This is a genomic window from Streptomyces sp. NPDC031049 (genome assembly GCF_055571015.1).
Map to the genome: position 1 here is coordinate 1 of NZ_JBVIGC010000031.1, position 13,050 is coordinate 13,050.

General features: G+C 70.1%; 12 protein-coding genes. 3 read left to right on the forward strand and 9 right to left on the reverse strand.

The genetic code is table 11. The features are described 5' to 3' along the window. Window positions 1-408: 408 nt before the first annotated feature. The 3 genes from ACZ45Q_RS32895 to thyX all read right to left on the reverse strand — a co-directional run bounded on the left by ACZ45Q_RS32895 (window position 409) and on the right by thyX (window position 4,116). Window positions 409-2,094 (reverse strand): ribonuclease J, encoded by a 1,686-nt coding sequence (locus tag ACZ45Q_RS32895; protein WP_468268445.1) that lies wholly within the window; start codon window positions 2,092-2,094, stop codon window positions 409-411. A gap of 169 nt (window positions 2,095-2,263) precedes the next feature. Next, window positions 2,264-3,163 carry a 4-hydroxy-tetrahydrodipicolinate synthase gene (dapA, locus tag ACZ45Q_RS32900; RefSeq protein WP_468268448.1) on the reverse strand — a complete coding sequence of 300 codons (900 nt, stop codon included), beginning with the start codon at window positions 3,161-3,163 and terminating at the stop codon, window positions 2,264-2,266. A gap of 212 nt (window positions 3,164-3,375) precedes the next feature. Further along, window positions 3,376-4,116 (reverse strand): FAD-dependent thymidylate synthase, encoded by a 741-nt coding sequence (thyX, locus tag ACZ45Q_RS32905; RefSeq protein WP_468268451.1) that lies wholly within the window; start codon window positions 4,114-4,116, stop codon window positions 3,376-3,378. Window positions 4,117-4,291: 175 nt separating this feature from the next. Between thyX and ACZ45Q_RS32910 the strand changes: the two genes are divergently transcribed. Beyond that, window positions 4,292-4,531 (forward strand): hypothetical protein, encoded by a 240-nt coding sequence (locus tag ACZ45Q_RS32910; RefSeq protein ID WP_468268454.1) that lies wholly within the window; start codon window positions 4,292-4,294, stop codon window positions 4,529-4,531. 124 nt (window positions 4,532-4,655) lie between these two features. Continuing rightward, window positions 4,656-5,210: a hypothetical protein gene (locus ACZ45Q_RS32915; protein ID WP_468268457.1), complete on the forward strand. Its 555-nt coding sequence runs from the start codon at window positions 4,656-4,658 to the stop codon at window positions 5,208-5,210. Between the two features lie 93 nt (window positions 5,211-5,303). On the opposite strand, the gene ACZ45Q_RS32920 is transcribed toward ACZ45Q_RS32915, so the two are convergent. From ACZ45Q_RS32920 to rpsO, 5 genes are all read right to left on the reverse strand, one after another. Then, complete coding sequence (locus ACZ45Q_RS32920) at window positions 5,304-5,810, reverse strand: tetratricopeptide repeat protein (protein ID WP_468268460.1); 507 nt, start codon at window positions 5,808-5,810, stop codon at window positions 5,304-5,306. A gap of 16 nt (window positions 5,811-5,826) precedes the next feature. Then, entirely contained in the window at window positions 5,827-6,579 is a 753-nt protein-coding gene (dapB, locus tag ACZ45Q_RS32925) for a 4-hydroxy-tetrahydrodipicolinate reductase (RefSeq protein WP_468268463.1), read from the reverse strand. A gap of 50 nt (window positions 6,580-6,629) precedes the next feature. Continuing rightward, window positions 6,630-8,009, reverse strand: a complete 1,380-nt coding sequence (locus ACZ45Q_RS32930) for a M16 family metallopeptidase (protein WP_468268466.1) — start codon at window positions 8,007-8,009, stop codon at window positions 6,630-6,632. Further along, window positions 8,006-10,225, reverse strand: a complete 2,220-nt coding sequence (locus ACZ45Q_RS32935; RefSeq protein WP_468268469.1) for a polyribonucleotide nucleotidyltransferase — start codon at window positions 10,223-10,225, stop codon at window positions 8,006-8,008. The genes ACZ45Q_RS32930 and ACZ45Q_RS32935 overlap by 4 nt, the downstream gene beginning before the upstream one ends. A 406-nt stretch (window positions 10,226-10,631) precedes the next feature. Further along, the gene (gene rpsO, locus ACZ45Q_RS32940; RefSeq protein WP_031118350.1) at window positions 10,632-10,919 is read right to left on the reverse strand and encodes a 30S ribosomal protein S15; all 288 of its coding nucleotides are present in this window, start codon (window positions 10,917-10,919) and stop codon (window positions 10,632-10,634) included. A 284-nt stretch (window positions 10,920-11,203) separates the two neighbouring features. Here rpsO and ACZ45Q_RS32945 point away from each other — a divergent pair, with 284 nt between their 5' ends. Next, window positions 11,204-11,527 (forward strand): DUF397 domain-containing protein, encoded by a 324-nt coding sequence (locus tag ACZ45Q_RS32945; protein ID WP_468268474.1) that lies wholly within the window; start codon window positions 11,204-11,206, stop codon window positions 11,525-11,527. Window positions 11,528-11,557: 30 nt separating this feature from the next. Here the strand turns inward: ACZ45Q_RS32945 and ACZ45Q_RS32950 are convergent, their stop codons facing one another. Next, the gene (locus ACZ45Q_RS32950; protein WP_468268477.1) at window positions 11,558-12,985 is read right to left on the reverse strand and encodes an outer membrane protein assembly factor BamB family protein; all 1,428 of its coding nucleotides are present in this window, start codon (window positions 12,983-12,985) and stop codon (window positions 11,558-11,560) included. Window positions 12,986-13,050 lie beyond the last annotated feature (65 nt).

The window sequence follows — 13,050 nt, forward strand, 5'->3', positions numbered from 1 at the left end:
AACCTCGTCCTCCCGAGCGGGAGAGACGGGGTATCAACATATCTGGCGTTGACTTTTGGCACGCTGTTGAGTTCTCAAGGAACGGACGCTTCCTTTGTACTCACCCGAGAGAGTCTCTCGCGGCTTTCCTCCGGGCGCTTCCCTTCGGTGTTTCCGACTCTATCAGATCTTTGCGATCCGATTTCCTCGGTGCTTTCCAGGTTTCCGCTCTCGCGGTTTCCTTTCCGGCGGTTCCGACTTTATCAGAGATTCTGAGTCGGAATTTCCCGCCCCTGCCGGGCCGTCGCGACCCCATGAGGTGGTCGGGTGCCCGTCCGAGCGGAGTTGCAAACGTACTGGAGCGGGGCGCCCGGATGCAAATCGAGGCGCCCCGCCCCTTGTTGGCGCGGACGGCGAGCCGACGGGCCGTCAGACCTCCACGACCACAGGCAGGATCATCGGCCTGCGCCGGTAGGTGTCGGAGACCCACTTGCCCAGGGTGCGACGCACCAGCTGCTGGAGCTGGTGGGGTTCGACGACACCGTCCTGCGCGGAACGCTCCAGCGCTTCGGTGATCCTGGGGATCACGTCGCCGAACGCCGAGTCGTCGATGCCCGAGCCGCGGGCCTGGATGTGCGGGCCGCCGGTGATCTTCCCGGTGGAGGAGTCGATGACCACGAAGACCGAGATGATGCCCTCGTCGCCGAGGATCTTGCGGTCCTTCAGGGCCGGCTCGCCCACGTCACCGACCGAGAGGCCGTCGACGTAGACGTATCCGGCCTGGACCTTGCCGGAGATCTTGGCCTTGCCCTCGATGAGGTCGACCGCCACTCCGTCCTCGGCGATGACGATGCGGTCGTGCGGGACGCCGGTCATGGCGCCCAGCTCCGCGTTGGCGCGCAGGTGGCGCCATTCGCCGTGGACCGGCATCAGGTTCTTCGGGCGGCAGATGTTGTAGAAGTACAGCAGCTCGCCCGCGGACGCGTGGCCCGAGACGTGGACCTTGGCGTTGCCCTTGTGGACGACGTTGGCGCCCCAGCGGGTCAGTCCGTTGATCACGCGGTAGACCGCGTTCTCGTTGCCGGGGATCAGGGACGAGGCCAGGATCACCGTGTCGCCCTCGACGATGCGGATCTGGTGGTCCCGGTTGGCCATGCGGGACAGCGCCGCCATCGGTTCGCCCTGGGAGCCCGTGCAGACGAGCACCACCTCGCTGTCCGGGAGGTCGTCCAGCGTCTTGACGTCGACCACCAGGCCCGGCGGGACCTTCAGATAGCCGAGGTCTCTGGCGATGCCCATGTTGCGGACCATGGAGCGGCCGACGAAGGCGACTCTGCGGCCGTACTCGTGCGCCGCGTCCAGGATCTGCTGGATGCGGTGGACGTGGCTGGCGAAGCTCGCCACGATGATCCGCTTGCGGGCGCCGGCGAAGACCTGGCGGAGCACGTTGGAGATGTCGCGCTCGTGCGGGGTGAAGCCCGGGACCTCGGCGTTCGTGGAGTCCGACAGCAGGAGGTCGATGCCCTCCTCGCTGAGCCGGGCGAACGCGTGCAGGTCCGTGAGGCGGCTGTCCAGCGGCAGCTGGTCCATCTTGAAGTCGCCGGTGTGGACCACCATGCCCGCGGGGGTGCGGACGGCGACGGCCAGGGCGTCCGGGATGGAGTGGTTGACGGCGATGAACTCGCAGTCGAAGGGGCCGATGCGCTCGCGCTGTCCCTCCGCCACCTCCAGGGTGTACGGGCGGATGCGGTGTTCCTGGAGCTTGGCCTCGATGAGGGCCAGGGTGAGCTTGGAGCCGATCAGCGGGATGTCCGGCTTCTCGCGCAGGAGGAACGGGACGCCGCCGATGTGGTCCTCGTGACCGTGGGTGAGGACGATGCCCTCGATGTCGTCGAGGCGGTCCCGGATGGACGAGAAGTCCGGCAGGATCAGGTCGATTCCGGGCTGCTCCTCCTCGGGGAAGAGCACTCCGCAGTCGACGATCAGCAGGCGGCCGCCGTACTCGAAGACCGTCATGTTGCGGCCGATCTCGCCGAGGCCGCCGAGCGGCGTGACCCGCAGGCCGCCTTCGGGGAGCGGCGGCGGCGGGGCCAGTTCGGGATGCGGATGACTCAAAAGACTCTCCTCACCACGCGCGCCACGTACCGGTGTGGCACGTGGCGCGCGTGACGTTCGTGCAGAAGCAATTGTCGTGTGGGGGTGCAGGCACCGGTGGCCTGCCTATTCAGTTGTGAAGTCGTGAAGCGCGGTCGCCCGGGCGGGTGCGCTCCCTCGAAGTCCGATGTCAGAGCTGTACCCCGCCGGCGGCAAGATCGATCTTCAGCTGTTCGGTTTCCTCCGGCGTCAGCTCGACCATCGGAGGGCGCAGCGGTCCGCCGGGCAGGTTCTGGAGGGCGAGCGCGGCCTTGGTGGTCATGACGCCCTGCGTGCGGAACATGCCGGTGAAGACCGGGAGCAGCTTCTGGTGGATCTCCAGGGCCTTGTGCACGTCGCCGGCGACGTAGGCGTCGACCATGGCCCGCAGCTCCGGGGTGACGACGTGGCCGACGACGGAGACGAAGCCGACCGCGCCCACCGAGAGGAGGGGGAGGTTCAGCATGTCGTCGCCGGAGTACCAGGCGAGGCCGGAGTGTGCGATGCCCCAGCTGGCGCGGCCGAGGTCGCCCTTGGCGTCCTTGTTGGCCACGATCCGCGGGTGCTCGGCCAGACGGACGATGGTCTCCGTGTTGATCGGGACGCCGCTGCGGCCGGGGATGTCGTAGAGCATGACGGGCAGCCCGGTGGCGTCGGCGATGGCCTTGAAGTGCCGGTACAGACCCTCCTGCGGGGGCTTGTTGTAGTACGGGGTGACCACGAGGAGGCCGTGGGCGCCGGTGCGCTCGGCGGCCCGGGCCAGCTCGATGCTGTGGTGCGTGTCGTTGGTGCCGACGCCGGCGACGACGTGGGCACGGTCGCCGACTGCCTCCAGGACGGCTCGTACGAGGTCCGCTTTCTCCGCGTCACTGGTGGTGGGGGACTCGCCGGTGGTGCCGTTGATGATCAGGCCGTCGTTGCCTGCGTCCACCAGGTGGGCGGCGAGCCGCTGCGCGCCGTCGAGGTCGAGTGCGCCGTCCGCCGTGAAGGGCGTGACCATGGCGGTGAGGACCCGCCCGAAGGGGGTCTGCGGAGTGGAGGTCGGAGCCATGGGTTACACGCTACTCGTTGCTCGGTCCGGGGTCTGCCCTCGGGGGAGGCGGCGCGGGCGGCGGAGGCGGAGCCCGGCACTGCCTGCTCGGGGGTTCAAGCAGTGCCGGGTCCGTGTGATCAGGCTAGATGAACTTCACAAAACGCCGCAATACGGACACCGCGTGAGGCTGATGCGTACATGTGTGCCTGTGGGGAGGGCCGGACGGTGCGTTACGGGGCCACGCGTCCGTTGGCGTTGAACGCCGCGTAGGTCAGCGGCATCAGCCGGGCCCACTCGGCCTCCATCCTCTCGCCGACCATCTCGATCTCCCGCTGCGGGAAGGAGGGGACCTTGGCCAGCTCGTGCTGGGTGCGCAGGCCGAGGAAGTGCATCAGCGAGCGGGCGTTGCAGGTGGCGTACATGGACGAGTACAGGCCGACGGGGAGCACCGCGCGGGCGACCTCGCGGGCGACGCCGGCGGCGAGCATCTCGCGGTAGGTCGCGTACGCCTGCTGGTAGGAGTCCTGCATCGCGCGGCCGACCAGCTCCTGCTGGGCCTCGGTGCCCTCGACGAACCGGTACTTGCCGGGGCGGCCCTCCTGGACCAGCTTGCGGGAGGCGTCGGGGACGTAGAAGACGGGCTGGAGCTCCCGGTAGCGACCGCTCTCCTCGTTGTACGACCAACCCACCCGGTGCCGCATGAACTCGCGGAAGACGAAGATCGGGGCGCTGACGAAGAAGGTCATCGAGTTGTGCTCGAACGGGCTGCCGTGCCGGTCCCGCATGAGGTAGTTGATCAGGCCCTTGGAGCGCTCCGGGTCCTTGTTCAGCTCGTCCAGGGACTGCTCGCCGATGGTCGAGACGCGGGCGGCGAACAGCACGTCGGCGTCGGAGGCGGTGTGCTTGACCAGCTCGACGGTGACGTCGCTGCGCAGTTCGATCTTGAAGTCTGCTTCGGGCGTATCGGACACGGTGTGGTGGGCCTTCCCATCTCGTCGCTTGCGGACGCCACTCTACGGCCCGCCGAACGGGGCGATCGGTGCCGTGGCGCGATGAAGTCGGCGAAACGGGGCACCTTCGGTGGTGTTCGTTCGTCTGTATCCATGACACATCTTCCGCTCTGTCCCCGGAAGGAGACGCACCCCGATGTACCGCCGGCGTGAGCCCGTCCCGTTCGCCTTCGTCGCCGACGCCGACAGGTTCCGCAGCAATGTCACTCCCCCGCCGCGGGAGCGGGCGACCTTCGGCCAGATAGCCGGGCGCTGGCTCCTGGGCGTGACCATCGTCGCCGGGCTCGTGGGCTCCCTGGTCATCGGGATGCCCGCCCTGTCACTCGACCACCCCGCACCGCAGACCCAGCAGTCACAGGCGTCCGACGGGCGCTGAGCCGTGACGGCGCCGGCCCGTACCCGGGCCTGACTCCATCCGGGCCCCCGAGGGTGGTGACCGGTGACACAGGTGGATAACCTCACCGGGCACAGCCCACGCCCGGACAGAGTGAGGTTCCGCCGTGCCCCTGCCCTTCCTGACGGCCGACCGCGCCTTCGACGCGGCCGACGACGTCGCGCTGCCCCACGACGACCAGGACCGCTGGCGCCGGCCGTACCGCCCCGGTCCGTGGCGGGTGGGGACCGCGGCGGTGATGCTGCTGCTCGCGTCCTACGTGCTGTTCGCGGCGGTCATCATCGCGGCGGCGGGCACGCTGTCCGGCGCCGGTGCCGTCTTCGGCATCGCCGCCGTCGTCATCGCCTGTGCCCTGCGGCTGCTGCGCATGGGCGTGTGGGTGAGCGCGCACGGCCTGCGCCACGTCGGATTCTTCACCACCCGCACCCTGCCCTGGGGCCAGGTCGACCAGGTGCGGACGGTGCAGCAGCCGGTGCGCTGGCTGGGGCTGCCGCGCACGGTGCAGGGGCAGGCGCTGACCCTCGTACGCCGGGGGCAGGGTGCCGATGCGCTGCCGCCGCTGCTGACCACGCACAACGCGGACTTCCTGGCCCGCGAGGAGGCCTTCGACCGGGCGGCGGACTCGGTGGAGGCGTGGGCCGCGGAGTACCGGCGCGGCTGAGCACGTCCCCGAGACGCCGGTGGCCCTGCCGCGGATGCGGCAGGGCCACCGGCGTCTCGGGGGCCTGCCGGGGTGCGGCGCGGGCCCGTCGGCTCAGGCGGCCTCGGCGTGCTTGCCGCCGTCGGTGGGCTCGCCGCCGTCGGTGGGCTCGCGCCTGTCGGCGGTGCCGTCGTGGAGGGCGATCGCCCGCTGCATCGCCTTGCGGGCGCGCGGGGTGTCACGGGCGTCGTGGTAGGCCACGGCGAGACGGAACCAGCTGCGCCAGTCCTCCGGCGCCGCCTCCGTTTCGGCCTTGCGCCGGGCGAAGACCTCGTCGGCGGAGTCCCGGTCGATACGGCCGCTCGGCGTGCGCCGCAGCTCGTCGACGGGCAGCCCGCCCTCGGCGTCCAGCTCGGCGGCGAGCTGGTTGGCCTTGCGGACGAACTGGGTGTTCTTCCACAGGAACCACATGCCGATCACCGGCAGGACCAGCACCGCTACGCCGAACGTCACGGTCAGGGGCGTACCGGTCTCGATGAGCAGCACGCCGCGGCTGCCGACCAGGACGAAGTAGACGACCAGGACGGCGGCCGTGACGGCGTAGGAGATCTTCGCGCGCATGGTGTCGAACCTCGTGTCAGCCCAGGTCCAGGAAGTGTTCCAGACCGAAGGTCAGACCCGGGGCGGTCACCACACGGCGGACGCCCAGCAGGATGCCCGGCATGAAGCTGCTGTGGTGCAGCGAGTCGTGCCGGACGGTGAGGGTCTCGCCCTCGCCGCCGAGCAGGACCTCCTGGTGGGCGAGGAGACCGCGCAGCCGGACCGCGTGCACCGGTACCCCGTCGACGTCCGCGCCGCGGGCGCCGTCCAGGGCGGTGGCCGTGGCGTCCGGCGCCGGGGCGCTGCCGGCCTTGCGGCGGGCCTCGGCGATGAGCTGGGCGGTGCGCGTGGCGGTGCCGGAGGGCGCGTCGACCTTGTTCGGGTGGTGCAGCTCGACGACCTCGACGGACTCGAAGTACGGGGCGGCGATCTGCGCGAACTTCATGGTCAGCACCGCGCCGATGGAGAAGTTGGGCGCGATGAGCACGCCCGTCTCCGGGGAGTCGGCGAGCCGGCCCTTCAGCCGCGTGAGGCGCTCGTCGGTCCAGCCCGTCGTACCGACGACGGCGTGGATGCCGTGGCGTACGCAGTAGTCGAGGTTGTCCATGACCGAGTCGGGGGTGGTCAGCTCGACCGCGACCTGGGCGCCGGCGTCGGCCAGTGTCTCCAGCTTGTCGCCCCGGCCGAGGGCGGCGACCAGTTCCATGTCCTCGGCGGCCTCGACCGCCCGTACCGCCTCGGACCCGATCCGGCCCTTGGCACCGAGGACCGCCACGCGCAGCTTGCTCATGTCTGTTGCTTCCTTACGGCTGACTTACGCTGACTTACGGCTGGAGGGGGTCATGCCACGGCGTCGTGCAACCGCGAGGCCTGCTTGTCCCTGAGCGGGCCGATGACCGACAGGGAGGGCCGCCGGCCCAGGACGTCGCGGGCGACCGCGCGGACGTCGTCGGGCGTCACCGACGCTATCCGGGACAGCATCTCGTCGACGGACATCTGCTCGCCCCAGCACAGCTCGCTCTTGCCGATGCGGTTCATCAGCGCTCCGGTGTCCTCCAGGCCGAGGACCGTGGAGCCCTTGAGCTGGCCGATGGCGCGGGCGATCTCGTCGTCGGACAGGCCGTGCTCGGCGACGTGGTCGAGTTCGTCGCGGCAGATCTTCAGCACGTCGTGCACCTGGGAGGGCCGGCAACCCGCGTACACGCCGAACAGCCCGCAGTCGGCGAAGCCGGAGGTGTAGGAGTACACGCTGTAGGCCAGGCCGCGCTTCTCGCGGACCTCCTGGAACAGGCGGGAGGACATGCCGCCGCCGAGGGCGGTGTTGAGGACGCCCATGGCCCAGCGGCGGTCGTCGGTGCGGGCCAGGCCCGGCATGCCGAGGATGACGTGGGCCTGCTCGGTCTTGCGGCCGATCAGCTCGACGCGGCCGGCGGTGCGCAGGGTCCGCCGGCCACCGCGCGGGGCGACGGGCACGGCGGTGGCGTCCTTGAGGGCTCCGGCCTTCTCGAAGGCGGCGCGGACCTGGCGCACGACCTTGTTGTGGTCGACGTTGCCGGCCGCGGCCACGACCAGGTGGGTCGGGTCGTAGTGCTTCTTGTAGAAGCGGCGGATGCGGTCGGCGGTGAGGGCGTTGACCGTGTCGACGGTGCCGAGGACCGGGCGGCCGAGCGGGTTGTCGCCGAACATCGTGTGCGCGAACAGGTCGTGCACGCAGTCGCCCGGGTCGTCCTCGGTCATGGCGATCTCCTCGAGGATGGCGCCGCGCTCGACGTCGACGTCCTCCTCCAGGATCAGGGAGCCGGTCAGCATGTCGCAGACGACGTCGATGGCCAGCGGCAGGTCGGCGTCGAGCACACGCGCGTAGTAGCACGTGTACTCCTTGGCCGTGAACGCGTTCATCTCGCCGCCGACCGCGTCGATCGCGGCGGAGATGTCCAGGGCGCTGCGCCGGGAGGTGCCCTTGAAGAGCAGGTGCTCCAGGTAGTGCGTGGCGCCGTTGAGCGACGGGGTCTCGTCGCGGGAGCCGACGTGCGCCCAGATGCCGAAGGTCGCGGAGCGGACCGAGGGCAGGGTCTCGGTGACGACGCGCAGGCCGCCCGGGAGGGTGGTCTTGCGGACCGTGCCGATGCCGTTCTCGCCCTTGATCAGGGTTTGGGTACGGGCGACGGCCCGCGCCTCCGAGGAGGTGCGGGCCGTCGCCTGGGAGCTACGGGACGTCACTGGTCGGCGTCGTCCTTCTTCTCTTCGGTGTCCTCTTCGCCCTCGATCACGGGGATCAGGGAGAGCTTGCCGCGGGAGTCGATCTCGGCGATCTCGACCTGGACCTTCTGGCCCACGCCGAGGACGTCCTCGACGTTCTCCACGCGCTTGCCGCCGGCCAGCTTGCGGATCTGCGAGATGTGCAGCAGGCCGTCCTTGCCCGGGAGCAGGGAGACGAACGCGCCGAAGGTGGTCGTCTTCACGACCGTACCGAGGTAGCGCTCGCCGACCTCGGGCATCGTCGGGTTGGCGATGCCGTTGATCGTGGCGCGGGCGGCCTCGGCGGAGGGGCCGTCGGCGGCGCCGATGTAGATCGTGCCGTCGTCCTCGATGGTGATCTCGGCGCCCGTGTCCTCCTGGATCTGGTTGATCATCTTGCCCTTGGGGCCGATAACCTCACCGATCTTGTCGACCGGGATCTTGACGGTGATGATCCGCGGGGCGTGCGGGGACATCTCGTCGGGCCGGTCGATGGCCTCCATCATCACGTCGAGGATGTGCAGGCGGGCGTCGCGGGCCTGCTTGAGGGCCGCGGCCAGGACGGAGGCCGGGATCCCGTCCAGCTTGGTGTCGAGCTGGAGGGCGGTGACGAACTCCTTGGTGCCGGCGACCTTGAAGTCCATGTCGCCGAAGGCGTCCTCCGCACCGAGGATGTCGGTGAGGGTGACGTAGTGGGTCTCGCCCTCGATCTCCTGGGAGATCAGGCCCATGGCGATGCCGGCGACCGGGGCCTTCAGCGGCACACCGGCGTTCAGCAGCGACATGGTGGAGGCGCAGACCGAGCCCATGGACGTCGAGCCGTTGGAGCCGAGGGCCTCGGACACCTGACGGATCGCGTACGGGAACTCCTCGCGCGTCGGCAGCACCGGCACGAGCGCACGCTCGGCGAGGGCACCGTGGCCGATCTCGCGGCGCTTCGGGGAGCCGACGCGGCCGGTCTCACCGGTGGAGTACGGCGGGAAGTTGTAGTTGTGCATGTAGCGCTTGCGGGTCACCGGGGAGAGGGTGTCCAGCTGCTGCTCCATGCGGAGCATGTTCAGCGTGGTGACGCCCAGGATCTGGGTCTCGCCGCGCTCGAACAGGGCGGAACCGTGCACCCGCGGGATGGCCTCGACCTCGGCGGCCAGGGTGCGGATGTCGGTGACACCGCGGCCGTCGATGCGCTTCTTCTCCTTGATGACGCGCTCACGGACCAGGGTCTTGGTCAGCGAGCGGTACGCGGCGGAGATCTCCTTCTCGCGGCCCTCGAACTCCGGCAGGAGCTTCTCGGCGGCGAGCGCCTTCACGCGGTCCAGCTCGGCCTCGCGCTCCTGCTTGCCGGCGATGGTGAGCGCCTGGGCGAGCTCCGGCTTGACGGCGGCGGTGAGCGCCTCGAGCACGTCGTCCTGGTAGTCCAGGAAGATCGGGAACTCGCCGGTCGGCTTGGCGGCCTTGGACGCCAGGTCCGACTGGGCCTTGCAGAGCACCTTGATGAAGGGCTTCGCGGCCTCAAGACCGGCGGCGACGATCTCCTCGGTGGGCGCCTCGGCGCCGCCCTCGACCAGCTTGACGGTCTGCTCGGTGGCCTCGGCCTCGACCATCATGATCGCGACGTCGCCGTCCTCCAGGACGCGGCCCGCGACGACCATGTCGAAGACGGCGTCCTCGAGCTCGGTGTGCGTCGGGAAGGCCACCCACTGGCCGCGGATCAGCGCGACGCGGACGCCGCCGATCGGGCCGGAGAAGGGAAGACCGGCCAGCTGCGTGGACGCGGAGGCGGCGTTGATCGCCACGACGTCGTACAGGTGGTCGGGGTTGAGCGCCATGACCGTGCAGACGACCTGGATCTCGTTGCGCAGGCCCTTCTTGAAGGACGGGCGCAGCGGGCGGTCGATCAGGCGGCAGGTCAGGATCGCGTCCTCGGAGGGGCGGCCCTCGCGGCGGAAGAAGCTGCCGGGGATCTTGCCGGCGGCGTACATCCGCTCCTCGACGTCCACCGTCAGCGGGAAGAAGTCGAGCTGGTCCTTGGGCTGCTTGGAGGCGGTGGTGGCCGACAGCACCATGGTGTCGTCGTCCAGGTACGCCACGGCGGAACCGGCGGCCTGCCTGGCCAGGCGGCCCGCCTCGAAGCGGATGGTGCGGGTACCGAAAGCGCCGTTGTCGATGACGGCCTCGGCGTAGTGGGTCTCGTTCTCCACTAGCGTTCTTCTCCGTTACTTGTCGTCTTTCGTCCCTCCACGCCCGTGTGGCGGGGGGACGGTGCGGAGAAGCGCTCCGTCCGGTGCGGGCCGGTCTTCGATCGAAGCACCCGGGGCTCTTGCCCGGGGGCCACTACCGAGGACCGGCGGCGGCGAGGTGCGCTTCCCCTCTTCTTCTGGCTCGTCTCGTACTACTCGCGAGTTGTACGGGTTGTGCGGGTCGTACGTCTTGTGCGGTTCGTTCGTTGTGTCGTACGGGGACGCGCCGGGCGTGCCTTCGTACGACGTACGCGGTGCGTCGCGCCTTGTACGTTGTGCTACCACACTACAAAGCCGCGGTGTCACCGCGCACGTACAGCAAAGGGAGCGGCCCCCGAACGATGGGAACCGCTCCCTTCACGGCGTCTTACTTGGCACCCGCCGCGCCACGGCGGATGCCGAGGCGGTCGACCAGCGTACGGAAGCGCTGGATGTCCTTCTTGGCGAGGTACTGCAGCAGGCGACGACGCTGACCGACCAGGATCAGCAGACCACGACGGGAGTGGTGGTCGTGCTTGTGGGTCTTGAGGTGCTCCGTCAGGTCGGAGATCCGGCGGGACAGCAGGGCGACCTGGACCTCGGGGGAGCCGGTGTCACCCTCCTTGGTACCGAACTCGGCCATGATCTGCTTCTTCGTAGCGGCGTCGAGCGACACGCGTACTCCTCATTGGTCTGTGAATGGCCACCGAGTGCCCCCGGTCTGCTTCTCGGGGGATCTTCCGTGACTCGGAAGGCGGGGATCCGCTGGGCGCGGCCTCCAGAGCGCCAGGGGCTGCTCCGGGGGTGCGTACACAAACGGCCGTCACCCACAGTACCAGCCACCGGCGGCCGTCCCGCGCGGGCCCCCGGAACCGGCCGGCCACAGCGGCCGCGGCCACTAGGGTGAACGGATCACAGACAGTGCCCGGTGCGGCACGGGCGGGAAGGGGTCGCTGCGCGATGGCCGAAGTGAACAAGGACGTCAACGCCCGCGGGGAGCGGGAGGAGGACGTCAGGGCCCGCAAGGAGCGGGAGCGGGACGAGCTGTACGCCCTGGACATCTCCGGCGTCGAGTGGCACAGCGCGCCGGGTACCGAGGAGCACGAGGAGCGGGTGGAGATCGCCTACCTGCCCGGCGGCGCCGTGGCCATGCGGTCGTCCCTCGACCCGGACACCGTGCTGCGCTACACGGAGGCGGAGTGGCGGGCGTTCGTGCTGGGGGCTCGGGACGGGGAGTTCGACCTGGAGCCGACGGTGGGGGGTGAGGGGGGCGGGGCCGGGTGAGAGGGGGCGGGCGGCGGGGGCCGAGGACGGTCACGGCTGTTCCGCCCTGCCGCCGCCGACGCCCAGCACCAGGTACGTCCACTGCTTGTCGGTGCCGCTGGGTCCGGTCGCGGCCCTGGCGCCGAAGAAGAGGCGCCCGTCCTGGACGAGGATGTCGTTGGAGTCCGGCGTCGTGAGCAGTTCCGCCTCGACGGGCAGGGCGAAGTAGAAGTACGGGGTCTGCCGGCCCGTGGCGGGGTCCAGGGCGACCAGCGCGTTCGGTGTGATGCGGTCGTCGCTCAGCCGCAGCGCGAGGAGCTGGTCGCCGCTCATCCGCAGCGGATAGAGGAGCGAGCCCGGCCCCGAGTCGAACTTCGTCGTGGTGTTGCCGGTGGCCAGGTCGAAGCCGATGGCCCAGTTGGAGATCTGCTTCCCCTTCTGGTCCTTGCTGCGCAGGAAGGCCTGGCCGGCGCCGACGGCGATGGTCGGGCAGTAGTCGATGACGGTGTAGTCGCCGTAGAAGCACTCGCCGACGTAGGTCCCGTCGCCCAGCCGCACCGTCGCGCGGTTCTTTCCCTTGTCGTCGAGGGAGATCAGCTCGGTGATCTCGGTCTCCCCGCCGGCGACGGCGACGACGGGCGGGTCGGTGGACGGCACGCTGAGGTCGCGGATGCCCTTGGGCGCCTCGTACGACCACAGGGTGCGGCCGGTGTCCGGGTCGACCTTGCGCAGGGTGTAGCTGACCAGCTGCCAGTACTCGGCGGTGGGGTTGTCGTCGGCGCTCCAGCACTTCTCGCGGACCAGGAGGGCGCGACCGCCGGCGGCGCCCATGTCCTGGCAGCGGCCGGCGACCGTGGTGCTCCACCGCTTCTCGCCGCGGTCCATGCCGTAGGCGACGGTGCCGCCGCCCCAGGTCACGGTGACCGTCCCGGACGTCAGGGTCACGCTCGGCCGGTCCTGGACGCCGGCGTCCTCGGGCGCCCCCTGCGCCGGGCCCGCCGCGGAGGCCGGGAAACGGTGCTCCCAGATCTTGCGGCCCTCGTCGAGGTCGACGAAGGCGACGTGGTTGCAGAGCGAGTCCTCTTCGTCGTTGTTGCGGAAGAGGACGGGGGTGCGGTTCTCGACGGTGACATGGCGGGTGTAGCCGCAGATCCAGCCGCCGAGCCGGTGCCGCCAGGCCTCGTCGCCGATGTCGGCGTCGGTGCCGATGCGGTAGCCGGCGAGGGTGCGCTTGATGCCCTTGGCCAGGATCTTGTCGGTGGCCCACATGCCCGGCATCTCGTTGTGTTCGCCGGGGACCATGTCGTCCACGGAGAAGCGGAAGGCCATCTCGCCGGTGGTGCTGGCGGGACGTTTCTCGACCGTTTCGCGGACGTCCAGGCGGCCCGGGGCATCGGCCCGCCGGGGTTTGCCGGAGTCCTGCCCTCCCGCGCTCGGGCCGCCCCACAGCAGCCATCCGCCCGTGCCCAGCGCTCCCACCAGGACGAGCGCGACCAGCCCCAGGAGCGCCCGACGGCCTCGTCCCCGGCGCCCCGGTGGGGCGG